At 69.8% G+C, this 26,072-nt stretch carries 23 protein-coding genes; 6 read left to right on the top strand and 17 right to left on the bottom strand.

What is annotated here, in order from left to right; all coding sequences use genetic code 11:
- Window positions 1-56: 56 nt before the first annotated feature.
- Window positions 57-1,895: a phosphogluconate dehydratase gene (gene edd / locus ACO07Z_RS14155; protein WP_421699290.1), complete on the top strand. Its 1,839-nt coding sequence runs from the start codon at window positions 57-59 to the stop codon at window positions 1,893-1,895.
- A 104-nt stretch (window positions 1,896-1,999) separates the two neighbouring features.
- Here edd and ACO07Z_RS14150 read toward each other — a convergent pair whose 3' ends face one another.
- On the bottom strand, window positions 2,000-3,085 hold the full coding sequence (locus ACO07Z_RS14150) for a DUF2125 domain-containing protein (protein ID WP_421699289.1): 1,086 nt from the start codon (window positions 3,083-3,085) through the stop codon (window positions 2,000-2,002).
- A gap of 218 nt (window positions 3,086-3,303) precedes the next feature.
- Here ACO07Z_RS14150 and ACO07Z_RS14145 point away from each other — a divergent pair, with 218 nt between their 5' ends.
- Window positions 3,304-3,858 carry a gamma-glutamylcyclotransferase gene (locus ACO07Z_RS14145; RefSeq protein WP_421699288.1) on the top strand — a complete coding sequence of 185 codons (555 nt, stop codon included), beginning with the start codon at window positions 3,304-3,306 and terminating at the stop codon, window positions 3,856-3,858.
- A gap of 15 nt (window positions 3,859-3,873) precedes the next feature.
- On the opposite strand, the gene ACO07Z_RS14140 is transcribed toward ACO07Z_RS14145, so the two are convergent.
- The 4 genes from ACO07Z_RS14140 to ftsE all read right to left on the bottom strand — a co-directional run bounded on the left by ACO07Z_RS14140 (window position 3,874) and on the right by ftsE (window position 6,648).
- Entirely contained in the window at window positions 3,874-4,197 is a 324-nt protein-coding gene (locus ACO07Z_RS14140; protein WP_244450252.1) for a hypothetical protein, read from the bottom strand.
- 88 nt (window positions 4,198-4,285) lie between these two features.
- A complete protein-coding gene (locus ACO07Z_RS14135; RefSeq protein WP_421700821.1) occupies window positions 4,286-4,963 on the bottom strand; it encodes a YdcF family protein in 678 nt (225 codons plus the stop codon).
- Window positions 4,964-4,979: 16 nt separating this feature from the next.
- A complete protein-coding gene (locus ACO07Z_RS14130) occupies window positions 4,980-5,996 on the bottom strand; it encodes a cell division protein FtsX (RefSeq protein WP_421699287.1) in 1,017 nt (338 codons plus the stop codon).
- Complete coding sequence (gene ftsE, locus ACO07Z_RS14125) at window positions 5,989-6,648, bottom strand: cell division ATP-binding protein FtsE (protein WP_421699286.1); 660 nt, start codon at window positions 6,646-6,648, stop codon at window positions 5,989-5,991. The genes ACO07Z_RS14130 and ftsE overlap by 8 nt, the downstream gene beginning before the upstream one ends.
- 192 nt (window positions 6,649-6,840) lie before the next feature.
- Between ftsE and hpt the strand changes: the two genes are divergently transcribed.
- Window positions 6,841-7,428 carry a hypoxanthine phosphoribosyltransferase gene (gene hpt, locus ACO07Z_RS14120; protein ID WP_421699285.1) on the top strand — a complete coding sequence of 196 codons (588 nt, stop codon included), beginning with the start codon at window positions 6,841-6,843 and terminating at the stop codon, window positions 7,426-7,428.
- A 162-nt stretch (window positions 7,429-7,590) separates the two neighbouring features.
- Here the strand turns inward: hpt and ACO07Z_RS14115 are convergent, their stop codons facing one another.
- The 10 genes from ACO07Z_RS14115 to ACO07Z_RS14070 form a co-directional block, all read right to left on the bottom strand.
- Entirely contained in the window at window positions 7,591-10,422 is a 2,832-nt protein-coding gene (locus ACO07Z_RS14115; RefSeq protein ID WP_421699284.1) for a TIGR02302 family protein, read from the bottom strand.
- 161 nt (window positions 10,423-10,583) lie between these two features.
- Window positions 10,584-11,852 carry a diaminopimelate decarboxylase gene (gene lysA, locus ACO07Z_RS14110; protein ID WP_421699283.1) on the bottom strand — a complete coding sequence of 423 codons (1,269 nt, stop codon included), beginning with the start codon at window positions 11,850-11,852 and terminating at the stop codon, window positions 10,584-10,586.
- Window positions 11,853-11,865: 13 nt separating this feature from the next.
- Window positions 11,866-12,075 (bottom strand): LPS translocon maturation chaperone LptM, encoded by a 210-nt coding sequence (gene lptM, locus ACO07Z_RS14105; protein ID WP_244450247.1) that lies wholly within the window; start codon window positions 12,073-12,075, stop codon window positions 11,866-11,868.
- Window positions 12,076-12,169: 94 nt separating this feature from the next.
- Window positions 12,170-12,988 (bottom strand): exodeoxyribonuclease III, encoded by an 819-nt coding sequence (locus ACO07Z_RS14100; RefSeq protein WP_421700820.1) that lies wholly within the window; start codon window positions 12,986-12,988, stop codon window positions 12,170-12,172.
- A gap of 275 nt (window positions 12,989-13,263) precedes the next feature.
- Window positions 13,264-13,977, bottom strand: a complete 714-nt coding sequence (locus tag ACO07Z_RS14095; RefSeq protein WP_421699282.1) for an outer-membrane lipoprotein carrier protein LolA — start codon at window positions 13,975-13,977, stop codon at window positions 13,264-13,266.
- Between the two features lie 168 nt (window positions 13,978-14,145).
- Window positions 14,146-16,794: a DNA translocase FtsK gene (locus ACO07Z_RS14090; RefSeq protein ID WP_421699281.1), complete on the bottom strand. Its 2,649-nt coding sequence runs from the start codon at window positions 16,792-16,794 to the stop codon at window positions 14,146-14,148.
- Window positions 16,795-16,841: 47 nt separating this feature from the next.
- The gene (locus ACO07Z_RS14085; protein WP_421699280.1) at window positions 16,842-18,104 is read right to left on the bottom strand and encodes an aminotransferase class I/II-fold pyridoxal phosphate-dependent enzyme; all 1,263 of its coding nucleotides are present in this window, start codon (window positions 18,102-18,104) and stop codon (window positions 16,842-16,844) included.
- Window positions 18,105-18,304: 200 nt separating this feature from the next.
- Window positions 18,305-19,666 carry an ammonium transporter gene (locus tag ACO07Z_RS14080; protein ID WP_421699279.1) on the bottom strand — a complete coding sequence of 454 codons (1,362 nt, stop codon included), beginning with the start codon at window positions 19,664-19,666 and terminating at the stop codon, window positions 18,305-18,307.
- A gap of 51 nt (window positions 19,667-19,717) precedes the next feature.
- Window positions 19,718-20,056, bottom strand: a complete 339-nt coding sequence (locus tag ACO07Z_RS14075; protein WP_244450241.1) for a P-II family nitrogen regulator — start codon at window positions 20,054-20,056, stop codon at window positions 19,718-19,720.
- Window positions 20,057-20,352: 296 nt separating this feature from the next.
- Entirely contained in the window at window positions 20,353-21,234 is an 882-nt protein-coding gene (locus ACO07Z_RS14070; protein WP_421699278.1) for an acyl-CoA thioesterase, read from the bottom strand.
- 153 nt (window positions 21,235-21,387) lie between these two features.
- On the opposite strand from ACO07Z_RS14070, the gene ACO07Z_RS14065 reads away from it, so the two are divergent.
- Window positions 21,388-22,620 carry a ubiquinone biosynthesis hydroxylase gene (locus ACO07Z_RS14065; RefSeq protein WP_421699277.1) on the top strand — a complete coding sequence of 411 codons (1,233 nt, stop codon included), beginning with the start codon at window positions 21,388-21,390 and terminating at the stop codon, window positions 22,618-22,620.
- A gap of 4 nt (window positions 22,621-22,624) precedes the next feature.
- Here ACO07Z_RS14065 and ACO07Z_RS14060 read toward each other — a convergent pair whose 3' ends face one another.
- Window positions 22,625-22,849 carry a Trm112 family protein gene (locus ACO07Z_RS14060; protein ID WP_421699276.1) on the bottom strand — a complete coding sequence of 75 codons (225 nt, stop codon included), beginning with the start codon at window positions 22,847-22,849 and terminating at the stop codon, window positions 22,625-22,627.
- 107 nt (window positions 22,850-22,956) lie between these two features.
- On the opposite strand from ACO07Z_RS14060, the gene ACO07Z_RS14055 reads away from it, so the two are divergent.
- The gene (locus ACO07Z_RS14055; RefSeq protein ID WP_421699275.1) at window positions 22,957-23,631 is read left to right on the top strand and encodes a GntR family transcriptional regulator; all 675 of its coding nucleotides are present in this window, start codon (window positions 22,957-22,959) and stop codon (window positions 23,629-23,631) included.
- A 7-nt stretch (window positions 23,632-23,638) separates the two neighbouring features.
- Here the strand turns inward: ACO07Z_RS14055 and ACO07Z_RS14050 are convergent, their stop codons facing one another.
- Window positions 23,639-24,442 (bottom strand): gamma-glutamyl-gamma-aminobutyrate hydrolase family protein, encoded by an 804-nt coding sequence (locus ACO07Z_RS14050; RefSeq protein WP_421699274.1) that lies wholly within the window; start codon window positions 24,440-24,442, stop codon window positions 23,639-23,641.
- Window positions 24,443-24,653: 211 nt separating this feature from the next.
- Here ACO07Z_RS14050 and ACO07Z_RS14045 point away from each other — a divergent pair, with 211 nt between their 5' ends.
- A complete protein-coding gene (locus tag ACO07Z_RS14045) occupies window positions 24,654-26,069 on the top strand; it encodes an MBOAT family O-acyltransferase (protein WP_421699273.1) in 1,416 nt (471 codons plus the stop codon).
- The last annotated feature ends 3 nt before the right edge of the window (window positions 26,070-26,072 follow it).

Here is a 26,072-nt window from a genome sequence, read left to right as displayed (position 1 = left end):
CCGCCACCGAAGACCGGCCGGACCTGCCGGCCGCCGACGACCCTGAGGAGAGCCGCATGGCCACTGCCATTCCGTCCCATGTGAATGCCCGCATCGGCGAGGTCACCGCGCGCATCGCCACGCGCTCGCGCGACGCCCGTGCGCGCTATCTCGAACGGATCGCAGAGGCCGCCCAGCGCGGGCCGAGCCGGGCGAAGCTCGGCTGCGCCAACCAGGCGCACGGCTTTGCCGCCTGTGGCCCCTCGGACAAGGCGATGCTGCGCGAAGGCACCGGCGCCAATCTCGGCATCGTCACCGCCTATAACGACATGCTCTCCGCCCACCAGCCCTATGAGACCTATCCGGCGCTGATCCGCGCCGCCGCCCGCCGCGCCGGCGGCACGGCGCAGGTGGCGGGCGGCGTGCCCGCTATGTGCGACGGCGTCACTCAGGGCGAGGCCGGCATGGAATTGTCGCTGTTCTCGCGCGACGTGATCGCGCTCTCCACCGCCGTCGCCCTGTCGCACCAGACCTTCGACGCCGCTGTATTTCTCGGCATCTGCGACAAGATCGTGCCCGGCCTCGTCATCGGCGCGCTGGCCTTCGGCCATCTGCCGGCGGTGTTCATCCCCGCCGGGCCGATGACGTCCGGCCTGCCCAATGACGAAAAGGCGAAGATCCGCCAGCTCTTCGCCGAAGGAAAGGTCGGGCGCGACGCGCTGATGGAGGCGGAAAGCCAGTCCTATCACGGGCCGGGCACCTGCACCTTCTACGGCACCGCCAACACCAACCAGATGATGATGGAGATCATGGGCCTGCATCTGCCCGGTGCCTCCTTCGTCAACCCCAACACGCCGCTGCGCGAGGCGCTGACCACGGCGGCGGCGGAGCGGGCCATGGCGATGACCGCGCTCGGCAATGATTATGTCCCGGTCGGCCGCATGCTGGACGAGAAGGCCTTCGTCAACGGCATTGTCGGCCTGCACGCCACCGGCGGCTCGACCAACCACACGCTGCACATCGTCGCCATGGCGGCGGCCGGCGGCATCACACTGACCTGGGACGACTTCTCCGACCTCGCCGAGGTGACGCCGCTGCTCTGCCGCGTCTATCCCAACGGCAAGGCCGACGTGAACCATTTCCACGCCGCCGGCGGCATGGGCTTCGTCATCCGTGAGCTTCTTGCCGACGGCAAGCTGCACGCGGATGTGGAAACCGTGTGGGGCGGCGGGCTCGGCGCCTACACGCAGGAGCCGGTGCTGCGCGAGGACGGCACGCTCGGCTGGCGCGAGGGCGCCGAGGCGAGCGGCGACGCGGCCGTGCTGCGCGGGGCCGGCGAGCCCTTCCAGCCCACCGGCGGGCTCAAGCTGCTGTCCGGCGAACTGGGCCGGGCGGTGATCAAGACCTCCGCCATCGCTGCCGAACGCCACATCATCGAGGCGCCGGCTCGGGTCTTCCACAGCCAGGAGGAACTTCAGGCCGCGTTCAAGGCCGGATCGCTCACCGGCGACTTCATCGCCGTGGTGCGCTTCCAGGGACCGAAGGCCAATGGCATGCCGGAACTGCACAAGCTGATGCCGCCGCTCGGCGTGCTGCAGGATCGCGGGCACAAGGTCGCGCTCGTGACCGATGGACGGCTTTCCGGCGCCTCCGGCAAGGTGCCGGCGGCGATCCATGTCACCCCGGAAGCCGCCGATGGCGGCGCCATCGCCCTTATCCGCGATGGCGACCTGATCCGCCTCGACGCGGTGGCCGGCACGCTCACCGTGCTGGTGGAGCCGGAAACATGGGCGGAGCGCGCGCCGGCTCCGGCCAACCTCGCCCCCTCGCATGTCGGCGTCGGGCGCGAACTGTTCGCCGCCTTCCGCGCCTCGGTCGGCACGGCGGATACGGGAGCCAGCATCTTCGCGGTGTGACGGCAAAGGCGTCATCCCGGCCGGCGGCGCAGCCGCCGCGCCGGGATCGTTGCACGTCCGCGCGATCCCGGATCGGGCTACGGCCGTCCGCGATGACGACCGCCTCAGTACAGCGGGCCGATCTTGCCCAGCGGCAGCACGCCGAGCATCACCTGCCCGTTGCGGAACACGAAGGGGAAGGAACTCGCCTTCTGCCCGTCCACCGTGGTCGGCATCCCCGCCATCATCATCGCAGGCGCGAGATTGGCGAGGAAATCCGGCAGCAGCCCCGCCGCCGCCATCGCCGCGAACAAGGGCTGCGCCTTCACCACGGCAAGGTCGACCCGCCCGTCCGGGCGACGCTGGGCATCAAGGCCAAGCTCGCCGGAAGCGCTCAGCGCTCCGCCGCCGCCGGTGATGCGGGCGATCTGCAGTTGCACCCGGCCGCCGGCCTGCTGCCACAGCGCCAGCCGCTCGGCGGCGGGCATGGAGCGGAAGGGCGGCACCTGCGTCACGCTCGCCTGCATTTCGCCATCGACCGACTTCGCGGCCTGTGCCGCCGCCTGGGCGGCAGCGACGCCGGCGGTGCGGGGCGTGGCGCTCAGCGCCATGCCGCTGGCGCCGGTGAAGCCGAGCGCGATGTCGAGCGTGCCGGCCGCCTCGCCGGGATGGTGGCGCACATGCAACTCGGCATGGCGGGCGGAGAACACCGTCGTGCCGCCCTCGGCGAGCGAATAATCATTGGCCGAGATCGAGACACGCTCGGCGCGGCCCTCGCGGCCCACGCCGCTCACCTGCAGCAGCGACCAGGTCGCGGTGATCTCGCGCCCGCTTGTGCCCTGCGTCAGCACGGACGGCCCCTCGAACTCGGCGATGATGTGCTGGGGGTTCCACACCTGCGCCACCGCATGGGCGCGGGTCATGCGCGCGGTCCACGGCTCCGGGCCGGTGAAGGTGACGGTGGGCGCGTTGCAGATCAGTTCGAAGCGGAAGGGAAAGCCGCCGAATTCGCGGCTGGCGCAGGCCCAGTTCCGCCCTTCCGCCGCCTCGCGGGCGATCCAGGCGTCGATTTCCGCCTCCGCCCGGCCGGCGCTCCATTGCCAGACGAAGGACCAACCAATGCCCAGCAGCACCAGCGCGGCGAAGGGCAGCGCGATCAGCCACCGGCGGCGGGAGGCGGCCGGGGCGGGGCGGGCATCGGACGAGGTCATGGGCGGACTCCAGTGGCGGGCAGGCGCAGGCTCGGACGCCGATACGGCAGGCTTAAGGCGCGAGGGCGCCATGGGTTCCCGGCACGGGCCCAGTGTGGGTTTAGGTCATGCGCGGCGCTTGCGCCAGAACGCGGAGCCGGGCAAGCAGAAGCGGCGCGCGGCGGCGGCGCCGATTCCCCCCGCCCGCGTCCGTCGTCAAAGCCTCGCAGGTGCCCGCCATGTCCGCCGGCCACGCCATCCATTCCCTCACCCCCGGCGAACCGCTCTGGGTGTTCGGCTATGGCTCCCTGATGTGGAATCCGGGCTTCGCCTATGAGGAGCGCGTGCCCGGCAAGCTCATCGGCGCGCATCGTTCCTTCTGCGTGAAATCGGTGCATTGGCGGGGAACGCCGGAGAAGCCCGGCCTGGTGCTCGGCCTCGACCGTGGCGGCGCCTGCGTCGGCATCGCCTTCCGCGTCGCGCCGGAACAGGCGGAGGCGACGCTCGCCTATCTGCGCGAGCGCGAGCAGGTCACGAATATTTATCGTGAAGCCGTGCGGCGGGTGTGGCTGAAGGACGGAAGCACCCGCGCCGTGCCGGCGGTGGTGTTTCTGGTCGATCGCGGCCACGCGCAATATGCCGGGCAGATCACGGCCGAGGAGCGGCTCCACCTCATCCGCCAAGGGCACGGCGTGGGCGGGCCGAATGCGGATTACGTCACCGCCACCGCCCGGCATCTTGCCGAGCTTGGCATTCGCGACGCGGAGATCAGCTGGCTGGTCGCCCGGCTCTAGGCCCGGACGGGCCGGTCACATCGGCGCCAGCGTGCCGCTCTCGGCGTCGGGCAGCACGCGCAGATGGATTTCCTGCGCCCCGGTGGCCATGGCGGCGCTGCGGGCCTTCGCCCCGGCCGGGCCGGCCCACACCGGAATGCGGCGCGTGCCTTCCATCCGCACCGCGATGGCGACGGCGGCGGGATAGTCCGGCGCCTCCTCCGCGGCATAGACGGAATAGACCTGCCGGCGGCCATCGGTGCCGCGCCAGAGGCGGAAGCGACGCGCCAGCAAACCGCTGGCGCTGAGCGGGCCGGCGTCCTCAAGCGAATCAAAGCGGGTGGTGTCGCGTGTCATCATGGAACAAATCTAGAACATCTGGTTTCGGCGTCAACACTGTCTGTGGAGGAATCCGCGAAGATGCTGAAGGTTCCCTTGACAAGCCGCGTTAAGGGGCTGGTAACCGCCCCGTTTCACGCATTTGCGATGTCACCGCCGGCCAGGCGCGCACCCCGAGCGAGGCGGCGAGGAACTTCACATATTCCACCGCGAGCAGCCGCAGGCCGGCCAAGGTCGGCCCGCTGTTCTCCTCCGCGCGGCGGGGCACGACGGGATAGGGCACCAGCGTGATTCCGGGCGTGGTGCGGCGCAGTTCCACCAGCGCGCGCGGCATGTGCCAGGCCGAGGTGACCACCAGCAGCGAGCGGAAATGCTGTGCCTTGGCCCATTCGCCGGCCTCAATGGCGTTGCCCTGCGTGTTCAGCGCCGAGCGGCCGAGCTCGACACAGCATTCCAGCGCCTCGCGCGTCGCCGGCACGGTGCGCACGATCTCATTGAGCGTGGTGTCGGGATGCACGCCGGTGATGAGCAGGCGCTTGCCACGCCCTTCCAGCAGGAGATTGGTGGCTTCCGCGATGCGTTCGGATCCGCCGGTCAGCACCACGATGCCGTCCGCCGCCCGCCCCGCCTGCGCCTCGCGGCCTTCGATCCCGGCGACGAAGACAGCGAAGCCGATGAGCAGGCCGAGGAGCGCCGCCAGCGGCACGGCCGCGAGGATCCACAGCCAAAGCCAGCGGCGGGAGCGGCCGGGCATGGGCGCGCGGGCGGGATCGGAAGGGGAGAGCATGGACACGACGCGCGCCCTAGCTGATGCCGCGCAGCGTGCGGTAGACGGTCAGCCGCGAGGTCAGCGTCGTCACCAGCGCCACCAGCACCGCCACCCCGACAATGCCGCCATAGCCGCGCGCGTCGATGGTCATCGCGCCGACAAAGGTGTCGATCTGCTGGTCGACGCGCAGCCAGGACGGGACGGTGGAGCCGAGGAAGAACAGCGCCACCGCCGCGCCACCGCCGACCGCCGCGCCCTTGAGGCCGACGGTCAGGAAGTGGCGCTGGAATTCCGACACGATGAAGGTGTCGCGCGCCCCGACGAAATGCAGCACCTCCACCACGAAGCGCGCCGCCTCCACCGCCGCTCGGGTGGCCACCGTCACGCACAGCACGGTGGCGGTGGCGACCAGCGCCAGCACGGCAAGGCCGATGGTCATCGCGGTACGCGTGGTGGCGGCGAGCCGCTCGGCCCAGAGCCGGTGATCGTCGAGGCTGGCGGAAGGCACCTGCCGCGTCAGCGCCTCGCGCAAGGCGGGCAGGGTCTGCGCATCCGCCGAGGCGGCCAGCGTCACCGTGACCAGCCGCGGCACCGGCAGATTGGCGAGGTCGAGCCCGGCGCCGAGCCAGGGCTCCAGCAGACGGGCAGTGGCGGCGGGGTCCAGCGCCTTGGCATCTGCGATTCCCGGCGTCGCCTTGGCGAGTTCCACCGCCTTGGCCAGCGCGGCGTCGAGATCGAGCCCATCGCCCGGCTTGATCTCGATCGTCGCCTCGCGGGCGATGTCGGCGGTCCATTCCGCCGCGACATTGCTCACCGCCGAGACGGCGCCGATGGTGATGCCGGCGAGAAAGGTCATGATGGCGATGACCGCGATCAGCGCCCGCGTCGTCACCGTCGTGCTGGGCACGATGGGGCGCTGCGCCGCCGATTTCACCGCGGGGGCGCCGGGGCCGGGGCGGGTCGCCCGCTCGGCGTCGGGCGCGGCCGGCGCCCGCAGGCGCCCGGCTACCGTCGCCAGCCGTCCGGATGACGTGGGTCGTTGGTCAGTCATAGACGGTCAGGCGTCCCTGATTGATGACGAGGCGGCGCGCGTCGAACTGGTCCATCAACCCGATATCATGGGTCGCGATCAGGACCGAGGTGCCGCTCTTGTGCAGTTCGAGGAACAGGCGCAGCAGACGGCGCGCCAGGCTGGGATCGACATTGCCCGTCGGCTCGTCCGCCAGCAGGATTTCCGGCCGGCTGATCAGCGCGCGGGCGATGGCGGCACGCTGCTTCTCGCCGCCCGAGAGCACCGGGGGCAGCACATGCATCCGCTCGCCCAGCCCCACCCAGTGCAGCAGCTCGGTCACTTCCGCGCGATAGCTCGTCTCCTCGCGCCCCTGCACGCGCAGCGGCAGCGCAACATTCTCATAGGTGCTGAGGTGGTCGAGCAGGCGGAAATCCTGGAACACGATGCCGATGCGCTGGCGCAGCGCCGCGGTCTCGTCCGGTGCCAGCTTGGCGGCATCGCGCCCGAAAATGGTGATGAGCCCCCGCGTCGGCCGCAGCGAGAGGAACAGCAGGCGGAGCAGCGTCGTCTTGCCGGCGCCCGATGGCCCGGTGAGAAACTGGAAGGAATGCGGGGGAATGCCGAAGGTGACATCCCGCAGAACCTCCGGGCCCATGCCGTAGCGCAGGCCGACATTTTCGAAGCGAACCAAGACTCAATCCTTCGACGGGACATGCCGCCCGCTGATTCTGATGGCGCGACCTCTAACATAGCGTGTGCGCGGCGTCGCAAAAGACAGGCCGCGCGGGCCGGTAATGGGAAACCAGGCTGGACGCGCGAGGACGGCCCGTTCATCCTGCCGGCAAAACACAGGGTGCGTCACCTGCCGCGCAAGAGGAAGCCGATGACCGAAGAAAATACCGCCGCGACCGCCACCGAGGCCGGGCATCCCTATCACGATGCCCGGATCGAAGTGCTGTTCGACGCCGCCACCATTGCCGAGCGCAACCGCGAGCTGGTCGAGGAGATCGTCGAGGCGGCGCCGGAGAAGCTGGTGGTGATCGCGGTGCTCAAGGGCAGCTTCGTCTTCGCCGCCGATCTCATCCGCTCCATGCACCATGCCGGGCTCGCGCCGGAGGTGGAGTTCATCACCCTGTCGAGCTACCGCGACGCCCGCATCTCCTCCGGCCATGTCACCGTGCTGCGCGACATCGAAACCGATGTGCGCGGGCGCGACGTGCTGCTGATCGACGACATCCTCGAATCCGGCCGCACGCTGGCCTTCGCCAAGGACCTGCTGGCGGCGCGCGGGGCGCGCAGGGTGATGGTGTGCGTGCTGCTGGAAAAGCCGCACAAGCGCGCCGTGCAGATCGAGGCCGATTTCGTCGGCTTCAAATGCCCGGATTATTTCGTCGTCGGCTATGGCATGGATGTCTCCCACGCCTTCCGCCAGCTGCCTTTCATCGGCTACATCCCCGAGGCGGAGAAATAGCGGCGGCGGCACGCGCCGGCACGCATGTCCCGAGCTCATCCCGGCCGCAGCGAAGCGGAGAGCCGGGATCGCCTTCCCGAGCCCGCCTGCCGAGCATGCTTGCCAGCATCGGCAGCCGATCCCGGATACGGTCTGCGGCCGTCCCGGGATGACGGACCGACCTCAGAAGTCGCGCAGCAGCCGCTCCAGATAGTCGAGTTCGAGGCGCGGCCGGTCGGGCTCGCCGAAGCGGCGGCGCAGCTCCTCCAGCACGCGGCGGGCGCGCTGCATGTCGATCTCTTCCGGCACTTTCACCGTGTTGTCGTCGCCATAGTCGCGCGAGCGCATCGGCCGGCCGAGCGGATCGGTGCGCTCGGCGGTCTGGCCGGAGGGGCCGCCCGGCCCCTCGCCACCGGGACCGCCCTGCTGTTGCTGCATCGCCTCGGCCATCTGCTGGGCGCCGCGGCGCAGCGCCTGCAGCGCCTCGCTCTGGGCGTCCACTGCGCCGGTGCCGTCGCCCTCGCCCAGCGCCTGCTCGGCCTCGCGCATCGCCTGTTCGGCCTGGCCAAGACCAGCGTCGCCCGGCATGCCCTGACCCTGCCCTTGACCCTGGCCGCGTCCCTGCTGGCCCTGCTGACCCTGCCCTTGCTGGCCTTCGCCGTCCTGGCCCTGCTGCTGGCCTTGCTGGCCCTGCCCCTGCTGACCTTCACCTTGCTGGCCCTGCTGGCCCCGGTCGCGCATGGCCTGCTGCATCTTCTCGCGCAGCTGGCGCAGCTGCTCGCGCAGTTTTTCCTGGTTCTCTTTCAGCTCGTTGAACGCCTGGTCCTGCTGGCCCTCGCGCCCCTCCTTGAAGGTACGGTCGCGCAGCTGCTGCTGGCGGCGGATCATATCGCCCAGCTGGTCCATGGACTGGGACATCTGGCTCTGCCCCTGCTGCTGGCGCTGCTGCTGCCGCCCGGCCTGCAGGCCGTTCAACATGTTCTGCAGCTCGCTCAGCATCTGCTTGGCCGCGTCGCGGGCGCCGTTCTTCGCCATGTCCTCGATGCGGTCGAGCATCTTCTGCAGGTCCTGCGGACGGACCGTGCGGGTGTTGGGGTCCATCGGCTGGTTGTTGGCGCGGTTCGGGTTGCGCTGCGCTTCCTCGGCCAGCGCCTTCATGAACTCATTCATGGCGTCGCGCAGTTCCTGCGTCAGCCGCGCGATCTCCTCTTCGGAGGCGTTGTTTTCCAGCGCGTTCTGCAAGGCCTGCTGCGCGTCGCGCAGCCGCTTCTCGACATCCGAGAGGTCGCCATCCTCGATGCGGACCGCGACTTCCCAGAGATAGTCGACCACGCCGCGCAGATCCTCGTCGCTGCGGGCATTGGCGAGGCGGAAATAGGCCGTGCGCAGGCCCATATAATGCGAGGGTTCCGGCGTGAACACTTCCGGCGCGATGGCGAGCGCGTCGAGGGCGGCCTGCACCCGCTCGCGCTCATTGGCGTCGAGCGCCAGCAGCCGCCGCTCCTCGATCAGCGCCCGCGCCAGCGGGTTGGAGAAGCTGCGCTGAGGCAGGGTGAAGCTGCGCGGCTTGGACTGGCCGACATTGCCGGCCTGGTCGCGCGCCACCAGCACCATTTCCACCTTCGTGCCGGCCCAGGGATTCTCCGTGAAGTCCTTGGTGGTCTGCCCGGTCGCGGCGCGGGAGCGGCCGCCGACCAGCGGTAGCGGGAAGTTCGGCGCCTCCATCAGCGGGCGCGGCGCGGCGGGCGCGGGCGCATTCTTCAGCGCGTGCAGCGGCGGGGCCGGCGGCAGGGCGGTGAAGCGGGCCTCGGCGCTGGCGATGCCGTAATCGTCCTCGGCCTTGTAGCTCAGCGACAGCGCGTTGTTGCCGGAGGCCTGCGGCTCCTTGGTCAGCTCGATGGTCGGCGGCGCGTCCGGCTGGGCGCGGAAATGCCAGGAGACGAAGCGCCCGTCCGGCCCTTCGATGCGGGCGCTGCCATCGGCAGCGATAACGAAGCGCCGCTCGTCGCCAGAGGCGGGCGGGGTCGCAGCAGGAGCGGAGGCGGCCGGCGCCGGGGCGGAAGCGGCGGTGGCCGCCTCGCCTTCCCTAGGCACGGCGGCGGCGAGGCCGCCCTGCGTCACCAGTTTGGCGTCCGCCAGTCCGATGATGCGCACCACCAGCTCGCTGCCGGCCGGCACGGTCATCGCGCTCGCTTCAAAAGTCCCGCCGGCGTCCGGCGGTGCGGCCGCCGTTCCCTGCGCCACCTCTTGCGAACGCAGGCCCGGCAGCAGGATCGGCGCACGGCCGGTATAGCCCGGCGGGGTCACCCAGGCATCGACGCGGTAGGGCTTGGGCGGCACCAGCTCCGCCCAGTCGAAGGCAGAGGCGATGCGGCGCAGATGCTCGCCCGGCACCATGAAGAAGGTAGCGATCACGCCGAGCAGCACCAGCGCCCGCAGCGCCCGCCCATCGCGGGCGGCGACGCCCGGCGCGGGCATGCCGACGCGCAGGCTGCCGATCTGCGCCGCCATCCGCGCCAGATGCGCCCGCCACAGCGCGGCGCCGACGGGATCGTCGGGCTTGGAGGCGAGATGGTCGGAAAGGGCGGTGGCCGGCCGGTGCGGCAAATGGCTCTCGCGGTCGAGCCGCGACAGCGCCTCGCCGGCGGAAGGCGGGCGAATACGGAAGGTCGGCACCAGCGCCAGGGCGAACAGGGCGGCGAAGAGAGCGAGGCCGAGGATGCGGCCGAGCGGCGGAAGCGCCAGCCACAGGCCGAGCCAGGAGGCGATGAGGAACACGCCGAGCGCCGCCGCGACGGCGACGATGGCCGGCCAGACCCGCTCCCACAGCAGCACGCCGCGCGCGCGCCGCAGCGCCACGCCCATGCGCGCCTCGGCGGTGCCGGGCTCGGCCGAACGCGATTCCTGCGGGCGAAATTCCTGCAGCCGGGCATCGGCCCGCGCCCTGTCGGCGCGCGCGTTCACCTCCGCCGCCGGGCGGCCCTCGCCTTCCGTTCCATCCGGTGTTGCCGTCACGCGGCCGACCTCCGACGCTCTCAGGTCCACACCAGCCCCAAGGTCACCTTAACATGGCGAGGCCGGCGCGCCAGTCCTGCCGCCGGAACGGGCAGGCTCACGCCATCATCACCTTGTGAGCGGGCGCGGCGGCGAATGTGGCCGCGCGGGCCGGCGGCCGTTCAGGCCAGCCAGCCGGGAATCCGGTCGAGCGCGATCAGCTCATCCACCTCGACACGCGGACGCACGACCGCGAATTCCCCGCCCCGCGCCAGCACTTCCGGCACCAGCGCGCGGGTATTGTAGGTGGACGCCTGCACCGCGCCATAGGCGCCGGCGGTCATGACGGCGATGAGATCGCCCGCCTTCAGCCCCGGCAGGCGCCGCCCCAGCGCCAGGAAATCGCCGGATTCGCACACGGGGCCGACCACATCCGCGACCATCTGCCCCTCGCCGGGCGCCGCCTCGCGCACGGGCAAGATTTCGTGATGCGCGTCATAAAGCGTCGGGCGGATGAGGTCGTTCATCGCCGCGTCGACGATGACGAAGTGCTTGCCCTCGCCTTCCTTCACATAGAGCACGCGCGCGACGAGGATGCCGGCATTGGCCACCAGCATGCGCCCGACCTCGAAGACGAGGCCGAGCCCGAGATTATGCGTGTGCCGCTTCACCAGCGCTGCATAGGCGGAGGGCAGCGGCGGCTCCGCCTCGCCGGCGACATAGGGCACGCCGAGTCCGCCGCCGAGATCGAGATGGGTGAGCGGATGCCCCTCGGCCATCAGGTCGCGCGCGAGTTCCACCAGCAGCGCGGTGGCGTTGGCGAACGGGCCGAGATCGGTGATCTGGCTGCCGATATGCATGTCGACGCCGGTGATGCGCAGCCCCGGCAGGGCGGCGGCGTGGCGATAGACCTCGCGCGCCCGCGACACCGGGATGCCGAACTTGTTGTCGGACTTGCCGGTGGAGATCTTGTGGTGGGTCTTGGCGTCCACGTCCGGGTTGACGCGGATCGAGATCGGCGCCGCCACCCCGTGGCTCACCGCGACTTCCGAGAGGGTGAGCAATTCCGGCTCGCTCTCGACATTGAAGCACATGATGCCGGCATCGAGCGCCGCCGCCATTTCCTCGCGGGTCTTGCCGACGCCGGAGAACACGATCTTGTGCGGCTCCACGCCCGCCGCGAGCGCGCGCTTCAATTCCCCGCCGGAGACGATGTCCGCCCCCGCGCCGAGCTTGGCGAAGGTGCGGACCACCGCCTGGTTGGAATTGGCCTTGACCGCGTAGCAAAGCGTGGTGCGCATATCGGCGAAGGCGTCGGTGAACACCCGGTGGTGCCGTTCCAGCGTCGCCGTGGAATAGGCATAGAACGGCGTGCCGACCGCGCGGGCGATATCGACAAGGCTCACATCCTCGGCATGGAGGATGCCGTCACGATAGGCGAAATGGTGCATGGCGCTTCGGTGGTCAGAGCAGGCCGTCGAGGATGAAAGGCTGTTTCGGCTTCACCGGGCCGGTATCTTTCGGCACCTTGCCGTCCGGGCCGGGCTGCGCCTGCGGCGAACCGGGCGGCGGCTCCAGCGGGCCTTTCACACCGCAGCCGCCCAGCGCCAGCGCGCCACCGAGCGCGAGCGTAAGAGCGAAGGTGCGGCACAGGCGGGAGAGAGCGCGGGACAAGGAGGCTTCCTCGGCTGGGTCGGATCGGGTTCAGGCGCAACCTATAACGCCGCTTGCGGAAAGGCGAGGCCCGCCGCGCAGGCGCGTCGCCCCGTCAGGCGTCGAAAGTGGCGATCACGGGCACATGGTCGGAAGGCCGCTCCCAGCCGCGCGCCTCGCGCAGCACGGTCAGCGCGCGGGCGGTCGGCGCCAGCGCCGGCGTCGCCCACACATGATCGAGCCGCCGGCCGCGATTGGAAGCCGCCCAGTCGGCGGCGCGGTAGCTCCACCAGGTGAAGAGCTTCTCCTGCGGCGGGATGAAGTTGCGCATCACATCCACCCAGTTCCCGGCCGCCTGCAGCTTCGCCAGTTTGTCGACCTCGATCGGCGTGTGGCTGACCACGTCGAGCAGCTGCTTGTGGCTCCACACATCCGCTTCCAGCGGCGCGATGTTGAGATCGCCCACCAGCACCGAACGCGCGGCGGGATCCTGCGGGTGCAGGTGCTCCCAGGCGGTCGCCTCATCGAGGAAGGCGAGCTTGTGGCGGAACTTCTCGTTCACGTCAGGGTCGGGAATATCGCCGCCGGCGGGGATGTAGAAATTATGGATGGTGAGCGGCGCCGAGAGCCCCGCCTCGCGGCCGAGCACCACCGAAATATGCCGCGCATCGCCCATGTCGCAGAAGCCTTGCCGGCTCACATCCTCGAAGGGCCGCTTCGAGAGGATGGCAACGCCGTGATAGCCCTTCTGGCCATGGATGGCGGCGTGGGGATAGCCGAACTTTGCCGCCTCCTTTAGCGGAAAGCGGTCATCCGGCGTCTTGGTCTCCTGCAGGCAGATGACATCCGGCTGGTGTTCCTCGGCGAGCTTGGCGACGAGTCCGATGCGCAGGCGCACCGAATTGATGTTCCAGGTAGCGATGGAGAGCGGCAAAGCGGGAAGACCTGTCGAGGGGCGGGAATCGGCGGCGACACTAGAGCATGTTCCGCCGAAGGTGAACGGCGCGGCACCGTCATCGCCGCCGCGCGCCCTCACCAAGGCCCCCTCGTCCGCCACGCCCCTCATCCCCGGGCTTGCCCCGGGGGGCCCTTGCGGCGCGCCGTTGAGCGCGAACAGATGCCCGGGCTTCAGCGACCTGGGTGCCCGGTTCAAGCCCGGTCGTGAGGGAGACGCGTGCGGCTATCTCTCACTCCGTGCCTCGGCTACCGTCAATTCCGGTTGATGACGAACATCATCGGGTCCGGGCGCTGGGAGGTGTCGAGGTTGGAGACCGCGACGGTGGTGTCGTAGCCCTGTGGGTCGGTGACGGTCCACTGCTTGAGCTGCATGGTCTTGGCGTCGAACATGATCATCAGCCGGTAGGTGCCGACCATGGGCTGCTTCTCTTCGATCACCACGGTGGCGAACACGTCGTCCTGATAGACGCCGGTGACATTGGCGTTGCGGGCGAGGTTGAAATTCTCCGACAGCAGGAAGCGCAGCGGCGTTGCCGAGAGCGGGGTGATGTCCTGCGTCTTCAGCCTTTTGTCGCGCACCGCCACCGAGCGCCCGTCCGCCACCAGCTCGATCCGGCTCGGCGCCTCATATTCGAACAGCACCCGGCCGGGCTTGAGGATGTAGAACTGGCCCTGCTGGCGCGTGCCGTCCGGATCGACCTGCACGAAGTCGCCGATCATCGTCTTGAAGCTGTTGAAATAGTCGTTGATGCGCTGGACCGTCTCGGCCGCCGCGCGCTGGTTGGCCGCCGCCGCGACCTGGATGCCGGAATCCGCGCCCGCGGCCGGGCCGGCCTGGGCGGTGCGCATCGAGGCCGGCTTCTTCGGCGGCACCGGCGCGAAGGGCGGCGGCGGCACCTGCGCCAGGGCAAGGCCCGCCGGCAGGAGCAGCAGGGCGGCGGCGCAGATACGGATCATGGAGCGCATGGGGCACATCTCGCTGGAGCACGTCGGGCGCGGCACGGGGCGCGCAGGCCTCGTGCGCATGTCGGTGTCGGGGCAGCGGGTAGCGCGCCGCTGTGGCGATCCTGTGGCCCGGACGCTGCGTCAGCGACGGGGGGAAACACAGGTGCGGGAGCGGCGACCGTCATCGGCTCAATAGCCCTCCCCGCCACCTTCGGTGAGGATTTCGCGCTTGCCGGCATGGTTGGCCGGACCGACCAGCCCCTCGCGCTCCATGCGCTCGACCAGCGAAGCCGCGCGGTTATAGCCGATCTGCAGCCGGCGCTGGATGTAGGAGGTGGAGCACTTCTTGTCGCGCATCACCACCGCCACCGCCTGGGAATAGAGGTCGCCCCCCTCCTCCGCGCCCATGCCGCTCTTGTCGAACACGGCGCCGTCCTCGCCCTCGCCATCGAGGTCGATCGTCACCTCGTCGAGATAGTCGGGCGAGCCTTGCGCCTTCAGGTGCTCGACCACGCGCTCCACCTCCTGGTCGGAGACGAAGGGCCCGTGGACGCGGGAGATGCGCCCGCCGCCGGCCATGTAGAGCATGTCGCCCTGGCCGAGCAGTTGTTCGGCGCCCATCTCGCCGAGAATGGTGCGTGAGTCGATCTTGCTCGTCACCTGGAAGGAAATCCGGGTGGGGAAATTGGCCTTGATCGTGCCGGTGATGACATCCACGGAGGGGCGCTGCGTCGCCATGATCAGGTGAATGCCGGCGGCGCGCGCCATCTGCGCTAGGCGCTGGATGGCGCCCTCGATCTCCTTGCCGGCCACCATCATCAGGTCGGCCATCTCGTCGACGACCACGACGATATAGGGGATGGGCGAGAGGTCCATTTCCTCGCGCTCATAAATCGCTTCGCCCGTCTCCTTGTCGAAGCCGGTCTGCACGGTGCGCACGATCTGCTCGCCCTTGGCCTGCGCCTCGGCGATGCGGGCGTTGAAGCCGTCAATGCTGCGCACGCCGACCTTCGACATCTTGCGGTAGCGCTCTTCCATCTCGCGCACCGCCCATTTCAGCGCCACCACCGCCTTTTTCGGGTCGGTGACGACGGGGGTGAGCAGATGGGGAATGCCGTCATAGATCGACAGCTCCAGCATCTTCGGGTCGATCATGATCAGCCGGCACTGTTCCGGCCGCATGCGGAAGAGCAGGCTGAGGATCATGGTGTTGATCGCCACCGACTTGCCCGAGCCGGTGGTCCCGGCCACCAAGAGGTGCGGCATGCGGGCGAGATCGACGATGACCGGCTCGCCGCCAATGGTCTTGCCGAGCGCGATGGCGAGCTTGTGCGCGGCCTCGCCGAAATCGCGGGCGACGAGGATTTCGCGCAGCAGCACCTTGTCGCGCTTGGGATTGGGCAGTTCGATGCCGATGGCGTTCTTGCCGGGGATCACCGCCACGCGGGCGGAAATCGCGCTCATCGAGCGGGCGATGTCGTCGGCGAGGCCGATGACGCGGCTCGACTTGATGCCCGGCGCCGGCTCCAGCTCGTACAAGGTCACGACTGGGCCGGGGCGCGCATTAACGATGGCGCCGCGCACGCCGAAATCGTCGAGCACGCCTTCAAGATCGCGCGCGTTCTGGTCCAGCGCCTCACGCGAGAGCGCGGGACCGCCGCGCGGCGGCGGCGGCGACAGCAGGTCGAGCCCGGGCATGGCATAGCGCCGGCGCTGCTCCTCCAGCGCGGCGCGCCCGCCCCGGATCGAGCGCAGCGGCGGCGGGCGCTTGGCCGCGCGCGGCACCGGCGGCGGCGGGGCGGCGAAGGCCTCGTCCAGCGCGTCGGGCAAATCGTCATCGGCACTCTCGAAGCCGGCGACGTCCTCTTCCTCGTCGTCGAACGCCTCGCGCCGGCCGAAGCTCGGCTCGTGCCGGCCGGCGCGCAGGGCCGCGAAATCGTCCTCCTCCGCGCTGCCGAAGCCGACGCTTTCGCGCAGCCGCTCGGCGAGGCCGCGCGCCGGGCGCGGGCGGCGGGCGGCGCCGGGGGCGAAGCGCGCCTTCAGCGACAGCACGCCATGAGTCATCATACCGAGCAGGAAGGCGAGCCAACCCGGCTCGTCATCCTCGAAGCTGGCGGGCGCGCGGCGCGGGTCGTCCAGCGCCTCCTCCGGCTCGGCCCGCAGCCCGAACCCGACCGCCAGCGGCAGGGTGAGCGCGGCGCCGATGAGGCAGACGACGCCGACTACGGCATAGTCGGCGCTGGTCAGCCAGCTCGCGCGCAGCGCCGCCGGCACGGCGAGCACGAATTCGCCCAGCACGCCGCCGAGCCCGCTCGGCAGCGGCCAGCCACCGAAACGTGGCAGGCAGGCGGCGAAGCCGGAGGCGAACACGATGCCCGCCACCAGCGCGATCAGCCGCGCCCGCAGCCGGCCGGGATGGCGATGGGTCAGCAGCAGCCAGCCCCATATGCCCATGGGCAGCACCACCGCCAGCGCGGCGACGCCGAAAAGCTGCATCATCACATCGGCGAAGATCGCGCCGGGAAGGCTGAGCAGATTGGACGGCGCGGCGGCGCTGGAGCGGCTGAGGCTGGGATCGTCGGCCGACCAGGTCGCCAGCGCCAGCAGCATCAGCGCGCACAGGCTCAGCCAGGCGAGGCCGACCAGTTCCGCCGTGCGGCGGGAAAGCGCGCCACGCACTTCCTCGGGCAGGAAGCCGCCCGGCGCGCTCTGCCCGGCCCGGTGCGCGCGCGGGCCCGCCCCGCTCTTGCCAGCCCCCTCCGGCCGGGATCGCGGCCGGGCGGCACGGGACGGAGCGGCCTCCAGCCGAGGCGTCCGCATCGTCGTCTGCGTCCCCATGTCCCGCCCCGTCTCCTTGCCCCGCCTCGCCAAACGCCTCGCCCCGCTCAGGACAGACCGGCCAGAAGGCGCGGCAGCGCCTCCCGCGTCGTCTCAAGGTCCTGCACCAGCGCGATGCGCAGATAGTCGGCGCCGGGATTGCGGCCCTGCGCGTCGCCCCGGCAGAGATAGCCACCCGGCACGGTACGCAGCCCCTCGCGCTGCCACAGAAGCCGCGCCGCTTCCTCGCCGGCGCTGTACCGGCCGGTGCGCAGCCCAGCGACGTTCAGCCAGAGGAAGAAGCCGCCATCCGGCCGCTGATAGTCGAAATGACCGGCCAGCACCTCGTCGGCGATGTCGAACTTCGCCTTGTAGAGGTCGCGGCTCGCTGCCACATGCGCTTCGTCGGCCAGCGCCGCGATGCCGACCCATTGCAGCGGCTCGGGCACCTGCGGCGCGGCGACATTGCGGAAATCGGCGAAGGCCTCGATGAAGCGCGCCTCGCCGGCGCAGAAGCCGCAGCGCAGCCCCGGCAGGCTGGAACGCTTGGACAGCGAATTGAAGGCGACGACGCCGGCGAAATCCGGCCCGGCCACTTCGAGAATGCCGGTGGGCGGCGCCGCGCCAAGCCAGATCTCGGAATAGCACTCGTCGGCGAAAATCATCACCTCATGCGCCCGGCACAGCGCCACCAGCCGCTCAAGATAGGCGCGCGGCGCGATGGTGCCCTGCGGATTGGCCGGGGAGGCGAAATAGAGCGCGACCGAACGGTCGAGCAGTTCCGGGGTCAGCGCGTCGAGGTCCGGCAGCCAGCCGCCCCCGGCCGGCAGAGGCAGGTCGACGCTGGCGCAGCCGGCGGCCTCCGCCCCGGCGCCATAGGCGGCGTAGAACGGGTTGGGCAGCAGCACGGCGGGCTCGGCGGCGCCGATGCGGGCGCGCTTCTGCGGCGAGAGCAGCCGGCGCGCCATCAGCGCGGCGAAGAACAGCCCCTCGCGCGATCCGTTGAGCACCAATACTTCGCGTTCCGGGTCGGGCGCGCGGACCAGCGCGTAGCGGCGGGCGAACCAGTCGCCGGCGGCGCGGCGGAACTCGGGCAGCCCCTTGCCGGCGGGATAGCGGCCGAAACCGTCGAGATGGCCGGCCAGCACCTCGCCGACAAAACCGGGCATGGCGTGGCGCGGCTCCCCGACCGCCAGGCTCAGCGCCGGCTTTCCCGGGGCGAGATCGGCGAGCAGCTCGGTCAGCCGCACGAAGGGCGAGCGCGCCGCCGGCCCCGGATCGGGGACAACGGCCGGCGTCGCGGCGGCAGCGGGGGAGAGGGCATCAGGCACGGGATCGGTCTCGCCTCGGCCACGGAATGCGGCCTCTGCCGGCACAATAGCCCGGCTGCGGTAAAGGCGTTCTTAACCATGCGCGCGCAAAGCGCTGGGCCGCCGGCAAAGAAAAGGCCCCGGCATTGCCGGGGCCTCGCGCAGCAAAGAGCCTGAAACGGCGCGCGGAACGCGCCGCCCGGCGGAGCCGGAAGCTCCGATCAGCTGTGATAGGCGCGCTCGCCATGCTCGACGATGTCGAGACCCTCGCGCTCCTTCTCCACCGACGGACGCAGGCCGACGAGGATGTTGACGATGTAGTAGAGGATCGCCGAGACGATGCCGCCCCACACGAGGGTCACCGCCACCGCCTGGAACTGCACCCACACCTGGTGGCCCATCGCGTAATCGGCGATGCCGGGGCCGCCGAGCGCCGGGGCGACGACGATGCCGGTGCCGATGGCGCCGACGATGCCGCCCACGCCATGGACGCCGAACACGTCGAGGCTGTCATCGTAGCCGAGCGCGTTCTTCACCGTGGTGCAGAAGAAGAAGCAGACGATGGCGGCGACGAAGCCGAGCACGATCGCGCCGAGCGGACCGGAGAGGCCGGCAGCCGGGGTGATGGCGACGAGGCCGGCGACCATGCCGGAGATGGCGCCGAGCATGGAGGGCTTACCCTTGGCCAGCCACTCGATGAGCGTCCAGCCGACGATCGCGCCGGCGGTGGCGACGAAGGTGTTGATCACGGCGAGCGTGGTGCCGGCATTGGCTTCAAGGTTGGAGCCGGCGTTGAAGCCGAACCAGCCCACCCACAGGACGCTGGCGCCGACCATGGCGAAGGGCAGCGAGTGGGGAGGCATCAGCTCCTTGCCGTAGCCGGTGCGCTTTCCGATGATGATGCAGCCGACGAGGCCCGCAATACCGGCATTGATGTGCACCACGGTGCCGCCGGCGAAGTCGAGCGCGCCGAGACCGAACAGGTAGCCTTCCGAGAACCACACCATGTGGGCGATCGGGTAGTAGACGAACGTCACCCAGAGGATGCTGAACAGCACGATGGCCGAGAACTTCATGCGCTCGGCGAAAGCGCCGATGATCAGCGCGGGGGTGATGGCCGAGAAGGTCATCTGGAATACGATGAAGATGTATTCCGGAATCTTGACATTGGCCGAGAAGGTGTCGGCCAGGCTTTCCGTGGTCACGCCGGCGAGGAAGGCCTTCTCGAAGCCGCCGATGAAGGCGTTGCCGGAGGTGAAGGCGAGCGAGTAGCCGTAGAACACCCAGAGCAGCATCATCACGGCGGCGATGACGGTGACCTGCATGAGGACCGAGAGCATGTTCTTGGCGCGCACAAGGCCGCCATAGAACAGGGCGAGGCCCGGCACGGTCATGAACAGAACGAGGATGGAGGAGACCATCATCCAGGTGATGTCGCCCTTGTCCACGGTGACCGCGGCGGCGACCTCGGCGGTGGCTTCCGCGCCGGCGGCCGGGTTGTCCTGGGCGAAAGCGGCGGCCGCAAACAGCGCCGTCGTCGCCAGCGCAGGCAGGCCCGCGCGTATCCAATTCTTGGTCGTCATGGGTTCAATGCTCCGTCGCAATCGGAAAATGTCGGGATCGGTGACGCAGGCTCAGAGGGCGTCGGCGTCGGTTTCGCCGGTGCGGATGCGCACGGCCTGATCGATCGCGTAGACGAAGATCTTGCCGTCGCCGATCTGGCCGGTCTTGGCCGAGGTTGTAATCGCGTCGATGACCTTGGAAACATGATCGGACGCCACGGCGACCTCGATCTTGAGCTTGGGCAGGAAGCTCACTGCGTATTCCGCGCCGCGATAGATCTCGGTGTGGCCCTTCTGACGGCCATATCCCTTGACCTCCGTAACGGTCAGTCCGTGCACACCAATGCCAGTGAGCGCATCCCGGACTTCCTCAAGCTTGAAGGGCTTGATGATAGCCATGACGATCTTCATGGGTTCTGTCCCCGCTTGGCCCCGAACCGCTGGCGGGGTTCTGGGCGTTTCATGTCGGACTCGCCGAGGTTGTTTTCCGCAACCTGCCGATCCAGCCGGGAAGAGAGAATCAATTCGCGTGCCAACCGTTGCGGATCAACGCTTCCAGTCCAAATGCCGCGGGGAGGCGCCGGCCGAAGCACCGCTGGCGGCCACCGCCCTGCACGCACGCGGCGCCGCCGGATTGCTCAATTCTTGATCGGGGCGCTGACCCTTCCCGAGTCACCGCCGCACATTCGCCATCAGTCGGCTAATTTTTAGGCAGATGCCTGTGAGGCAGGCGCCCGCACCGGCCGGATCAGGCCTTCCTGCGCCACCGAAGCGACCAGCCGCCCGGCGCGATCATAGATCAGCCCGCGCGCCAGGCCGCGCGCGCCGGCGGCGCTGGGGCTGTCCTGGGCATAGAGCAGCCAGTCATCGGCGCGGAAGGGACGGTGCAGCCACAGCGCGTGGTCGAGGCTGGCGACCTGCAGGTTCTCGCCGAGCGCGCTGGTGCCGTGCAGCGTCGTCGTCACTTCCAACAGCGTCATGTCGGAGGCATAGGCGAGCACGGCCTGGTGCAGCCCTTCCGAATCGGGCAGCGGGCCGGTGGTGCGAAACCATACCGCCCGGCGCGGCGCGACGCGCTTTTCCCCCAGGCCCACCGGCTTCAATTCGATCGGGCGCGGGCGGCGCCAATAGGCCACCACCGGCGCCGGCAGGGTGGCGATCACCTCGTCGGGCAGTTCGCCAATGCCCGGCACCTCCTCCGGCGGCGGCACCGCCATGTCGAGGTCGAGCTGGTGTTCCAGCCCCGGCTCCTGGCGATGAAACGAGACCGACATGATGAAGATCGGCCGCCCATGCTGGATCGCCACCGCCCGCCGCGTGGCGAAGCTGCGCCCGTCGCGCACCCGTTCCACATCGTAGATGATCGGCACCTTCGGATCGCCGGCGAGCAGGAAATAGGCGTGCATGGAATGGGCGGCGAGCCCTTCCACGGTGCGCTGCGCCGCCACCAGCGCCTGCGCCAGCACCTGCCCGCCGAAGACGCGGGTACGGAACGGCCAGGATTCCGGCGGGTTGAGACCGCGAAAGAGATTGTCCTCCAGCCGCTCCAGATCGAGCAGGGCGACGAGTTCGGCGGCGCTTTGGGTCATGGGCGGGCTTTTCCTCATCGCGACGGAACGGGCGGCCAAGGCAGAATGGCATGGCGGGGGGCGGCACCCCGGCGCATTGTCCGGGGTGCCTAGCTAAGGCATAGGAGGGAGCGCGCACAATGCGCGGATGGTCGAGAGCGGAGGCGGCACGCCATGCAACAGGACCAGCGATATGATGCCGTGATGGCCGGCGGCGGGCTCGCCGGCCTCACTCTGGCGCTCGCGTTGCGGCAGGGGCTGGGAGACAGTGCCCGCCTCGCCGTGGCCGACCCGGCTTTCGCCGCGCCGCAACCGGCCAGCACAGATCTGCGCGCCTCCGCCATTGCCGCCGGCGCCCGCCGCCTGTTCGAGGCGCTCGGCGTGTGGGAGCGGGTGGAACGCGACGCTCAGCCGATCCTCGCGATGGAGATCACCGATTCGAAGCTCGGCGACGCCGCCCGGCCGGTGTTCCTCTCCTTCGACGGCGAGGTCGAGCCGGGCGAGCCCTTCGCCCATATGCTGCCCAATGCCGTGCTGCAGGACGCGATGACCGCGCTCGCCCGCGAACGCGGCGTCGCGCTGCTGCCCACCCGCATCGCCGGCTTCACCCCCGGCGCGGCCCGCACCGCGCTGCGGCTCGCCGACGGCGCGGAAGCTTCCGCCTCCCTGCTCGCCGCCTGCGATGGCGGCCGCTCCAAGCTGCGGGCGCTGGCCGGCATCGGCGTCACCGGCTGGTCGTATCACCAGTCCGCCATCGTGATGACGGTTGGCCATGAGCGCCCGCACGAGGGCAAGGCGATCGAGCATTTCCTGCCCGCCGGCCCGTTCGCCATGCTCCCCCTCACCGGCAATCGCTGCTCCATCGTTTGGACCGAGGCGACCGACACCGCCGCACGCCTGCTGAAGCTGCCGCGCGTGCTGCTGCTGGACGAGCTGGAACAGCGCTTCGGCCTGGAACTCGGCGAGATCGAGATTCTCGACGAGCCGAAGGCGTTCCCGCTCGGCTTCCAGATGGCGCGTTCCTTCATCGGCGAGCGCCTCGCTCTGGTCGGCGATGCCGCCCACACCATCCATCCCATCGCCGGCCAGGGCATCAATATGGGGCTGCGCGATGTGGCGGCGCTGGCGGAAGCCGCCACCGACGCCGCCCGGCTCGGCCTCGACATTGGCGGGCCGGACGTTTTGGAGCGCTACCAGCGCTGGCGGCGCTTCGACACGCTGGCCATGGGCGTGGCGACCGACGGGCTGAACCGTCTGTTCGGCCTGCGCTCGGACGCGGTGCGGCTGGCGCGCGATGTCGGGCTCGGGCTGGTGGAGCGCCTGCCGGCGCTGAAGGGCTTCTTCATCCGCGACGCCGCCGGCATTGGCGGGCGCGCCCCGCGCCTTTTGCGCGGGGAAGCGCTGTAGAGCGCTAGCGCGCCGCCTCTTCCTCGGTCAGTTGCCGCGCCTCGTCGGCGAGCAGGATCGGGATGCCGTCGCGAATCGGGTAGGCGAGACGCGCGGCGCGCGACACCAGTTCCTGCGCCGCGCGGTCATAGTCCAGCGGCCCCTTGGTGACCGGGCAAACCAGCAGTTCCAGCAGTTTCGGGTCGATCTCATAGCCCGCGCGCGCGGGAATGGGGGATGCAGCGGCCATGGGCAGGAATCTCCCGATCTTCGGCAGGATCACAAACGTATTCCGGCTATATAACGCAGCAAGCTGACATTCTCACGTCGCCACCTTCCCCGAAGCGCCACGGACCGATGGAATCTTCCCCGCTCGATCTCGCCCTGGAACCCCGCCTTGATGGCGATACGCTGCAGCAATGGGTGTTCCGCCGCCTGCGCCGTTCGGTCATGGCCGGCCGCTTTCCGCCCGGCAAGGCGGTGACGATCCGAGGCCTGGCCGATGAGCTCGGCGTGTCCTCCATGCCGGTGCGCGAGGCGCTGCGGCGGCTGGTGGCCGAACGCGCGCTGGTGCTGCTCGACAATCGCCGCGTGCGCGTGCCGGAAATGACCGCGCGCCGCTTCGAGGAACTGATGATGGCGCGCACGCTGCTGGAGACCGAAGCGGCGGCCCGCGCCCTCGCCGTGGCCGATGACGCCTTCATCGCAAGGCTCGACGCGCTCAACGCCGAATCCGACGCGGCGGTGGCCGCCGCCGATACCGAGGCGATGATCGAGACCAATCTCGCCTTCCACGGCGCGCTTTATGGCGGGCGGGCGGACAATGTGCTGCTGCCGCTGATCGAATCGGTGTGGCTGCAGATCGGCCCGTTCATGCGCATGGCGCTGGCGGATCTGGAGACACACTACCCCGTGGACCGCCACGCCGAGGCGCTGGCCGCGCTGCGCGCCCGCGACGAGGCGGCGCTGCGCCGCGCCATCGAGGCCGATATCCGCGACGGCATCGGCCATTTGCTGGCGCAGCTGGGGTAGAGACGCCTCAGCCCGTCGCCTTCAGCCGGCCGCCGCCGCGCCGGCGCTCGGCGGCGAGGCGTGCGGCGGCACCAAAGGCGGTGAAGATGCCGCTGGAAAGCCTGTCCTCCCAGAAGCGCCATTCCGGGTGCCACTGGATCGCCATGTTGAAGCCCGGCGCATCCGGCACGCGGAAGGCCTCAATGGTGCCGTCCCCGGCCGTCGCCTCCACCGCCACGCCCGGCGCCAGCGTCGCCACGCCCTGGCCGTGCAGCGAGTTCACCCGCCACGTCGTGTCGCCGGCAAGGCTCGCCAGCAGGCCGCCTTCGGTCAGCGCCACCCCATGGGCGGGCGAGTACTGGCCTTCGATGTCGAGGCTGGAATCCTCGCGATGGTCGAAGCGGCCGGGCTGCTCATAAAGCTTCTGGAACAGCGTGCCGCCGAGCGCGACGTTCATTTCCTGGAAGCCGCGGCACACGCCGAACAGCGGCACGCCGCGTTCCAGCGCCGCGCGGATCAGCGGCAGCGAGATGTCGTCGCGGTGCGGGTCGGCCGGCAGCGGCGGGTCGTGCGGCAGGTCGCCATAATGGTGCGGGCCGACATTGGACGGGCTGCCGGGCAGGAACAGCGCGTCGACGGCGGCGAGAATCTCGTCGACCACGATCCGCTCCGGCGCCATGGCGGAATCCACCGCCGAGATGGTGCCGGGAATGAGCACCGGCATCGCCTGGGCGCCGCGGGCCACCGCATAGATGTATTTTTCGGTGACGCCATGGACGACATGTCCGTCCCTGGCCTTCACATCGCTGATCACACCGATAACCGGACGCATAATATCTCCTGCGCTCACTGCCGCTGATGTGGCGCGCGCCCCCGGCGGCTGTCAACGGCGCAGCGACGCACGTCCGCCCCGCACGGCGCGCGGCCCTGCCGCTTGCGCCCGATCGCCGCTGCCGCGCCGCGCTCCCTACCCAAATGTTTCCGGCGAAGAATCTTCGTGTATGAAGGGCCACCCCCTCGTCCGCAGGCGCCGCCGGAAGCCCATGGTTTTTTCGTCCGTCACCTTTCTGTTCTATTTCCTGCCGGCGTTCCTGATCTGCTATTTCGCGACGCCGGGGCTGCGCGCCCGCAACCTCGTGCTGCTTGCCTTCTCGCTGGTGTTCTATGCCTGGGGCGGGCTCGCCAATGTGGTGGTGCTGGCGGTCTCCATCGTCGCCAATTACAGCCTCGCGCTGCTGATCGACACCCGCACCGGCCCGTGGCGGCTGCGCATGCTGGGGCTGGCGGTGGCGCTCAATCTGGCCGGCCTCATCGCCTTCAAATATGCCGGCTTCCTCGCCGAGAACCTCAACCACCTGCTGCCCGAGGCCGCCCAGTTGCCGGTGGTGCATCTGCCGCTGCCGCTCGGCATCTCCTTCTTCACCTTCCACGCCATTTCCTATCTCGTCGACATCTATCGCGGGAAGGCGCGGGCCAATGGCCGCTTCGAGGAGATCGCGGTCTACATCACCATGTTCCCGCAGCTGGTGGCCGGCCCGATCGTGCGCTACTCCACCATCGCCCACCGCATCAGGGCGCGGCGCACCACGCTCGGCCGGGTGTCAGCGGGGCTGCGCATCTTCGTCATCGGCCTGTCCTGGAAGGTGCTGATCGCCGACGAGGTGGCGCCGCTGGTGAGCGTGGTGTTCGACAACACAACCGCCCCGAACCTCGGCGAGGCGTGGATCGGCGTCTGCGCCTATGCGCTGCAGATCTATTTCGACTTCGGCGGCTATTCCAACATGGCGATCGGCCTCGCGCTGGCCATGGGGCTGAAATTCCCGCGCAATTTCAACCTGCCCTATGGCGCGCTGTCGATCACCGATTTCTGGCGCCGCTGGCATATGAGCCTGTCGAGCTGGTTCCGCGACTATGTCTACATCCCGCTCGGCGGCAACCGGCACGGCCATGTGCACACGGCGCTGAATCTCTGGACCGTGTTCCTGCTCTGCGGCCTGTGGCATGGGGCGAGCTGGACCTTTGTCATCTGGGGCGTGCATCACGGCACCTTCCTGGTGCTGGAGCGCACCCGCCTCGGCGCCGCCTTGCGCGCCGCGCCGCGCGTGGTCGGCCATGCCTATGTGCTTCTCGTCGTGCTCACCGGCTGGGTCTGGTTCCGGGCGGAGAGCCTGCCGCAGGCGATGGACCTGTTCGCCGGCCTCGCCGGGCTGAACGGGGTGGGCCCGCTGTCGATCAATCTGCTGGCCGATCTGGAGCCGGTGACGATCGTCATACTGGTTCTGGCCTGGCCGCTCGCCATGTTCGGCCTGCCGCAGCCCGGCGCCAAGCGGCTGCCGGCGCATCTGCGCCGCGCCCTGTATGGCGTGACCGACAGCGTCGTGGTGGCGGCGCTGTTCGTGCTGTGCATCCTGTCGGTGGGGGCGGCGACCTATTCGCCCTTCCTGTATTTCCGGTTCTGAGGG

It is taken from the genome of Ancylobacter sp. (assembly GCF_965229075.1).
In the GTDB taxonomy this organism is placed as follows: domain Bacteria; phylum Pseudomonadota; class Alphaproteobacteria; order Rhizobiales; family Xanthobacteraceae; genus Ancylobacter.
This window is presented reverse-complemented; position numbering and strand designations above follow the sequence as displayed.

Bases quoted from the DNA above. Each gene is read 5' to 3' on its own strand.
- ACO07Z_RS14045 (WP_421699273.1), top strand. From the start codon at position 24,654: ATGGTTTTTTCGTCCGTCACCTTTCTGTTCTATTTCCTGCCGGCGTTC.
- ACO07Z_RS14080 (WP_421699279.1), bottom strand. From the start codon at position 19,666: ATGACGACCAAGAATTGGATACGCGCGGGCCTGCCTGCGCTGGCGACG.
- ACO07Z_RS14140 (WP_244450252.1), bottom strand. From the start codon at position 4,197: ATGATGACACGCGACACCACCCGCTTTGATTCGCTTGAGGACGCCGGC.
- ACO07Z_RS14050 (WP_421699274.1), bottom strand. From the start codon at position 24,442: ATGCGTCCGGTTATCGGTGTGATCAGCGATGTGAAGGCCAGGGACGGA.
- ACO07Z_RS14095 (WP_421699282.1), bottom strand. From the start codon at position 13,977: ATGCGCTCCATGATCCGTATCTGCGCCGCCGCCCTGCTGCTCCTGCCG.
- ACO07Z_RS14135 (WP_421700821.1), bottom strand. From the start codon at position 4,963: ATGCTCTCCCCTTCCGATCCCGCCCGCGCGCCCATGCCCGGCCGCTCC.
- ACO07Z_RS14060 (WP_421699276.1), bottom strand. From the start codon at position 22,849: ATGGCCGCTGCATCCCCCATTCCCGCGCGCGCGGGCTATGAGATCGAC.
- ACO07Z_RS14150 (WP_421699289.1), bottom strand. From the start codon at position 3,085: ATGACCTCGTCCGATGCCCGCCCCGCCCCGGCCGCCTCCCGCCGCCGG.
- ACO07Z_RS14065 (WP_421699277.1), top strand. From the start codon at position 21,388: ATGCAACAGGACCAGCGATATGATGCCGTGATGGCCGGCGGCGGGCTC.
- lysA (WP_421699283.1), bottom strand. From the start codon at position 11,852: ATGCACCATTTCGCCTATCGTGACGGCATCCTCCATGCCGAGGATGTG.
- ACO07Z_RS14130 (WP_421699287.1), bottom strand. From the start codon at position 5,996: ATGACTGACCAACGACCCACGTCATCCGGACGGCTGGCGACGGTAGCC.
- ACO07Z_RS14070 (WP_421699278.1), bottom strand. From the start codon at position 21,234: ATGACCCAAAGCGCCGCCGAACTCGTCGCCCTGCTCGATCTGGAGCGG.
- edd (WP_421699290.1), top strand. From the start codon at position 57: ATGGCCACTGCCATTCCGTCCCATGTGAATGCCCGCATCGGCGAGGTC.
- ACO07Z_RS14090 (WP_421699281.1), bottom strand. From the start codon at position 16,794: ATGGGGACGCAGACGACGATGCGGACGCCTCGGCTGGAGGCCGCTCCG.
- hpt (WP_421699285.1), top strand. From the start codon at position 6,841: ATGACCGAAGAAAATACCGCCGCGACCGCCACCGAGGCCGGGCATCCC.
- ACO07Z_RS14075 (WP_244450241.1), bottom strand. From the start codon at position 20,056: ATGAAGATCGTCATGGCTATCATCAAGCCCTTCAAGCTTGAGGAAGTC.
- ACO07Z_RS14145 (WP_421699288.1), top strand. From the start codon at position 3,304: ATGTCCGCCGGCCACGCCATCCATTCCCTCACCCCCGGCGAACCGCTC.
- ACO07Z_RS14055 (WP_421699275.1), top strand. From the start codon at position 22,957: ATGGAATCTTCCCCGCTCGATCTCGCCCTGGAACCCCGCCTTGATGGC.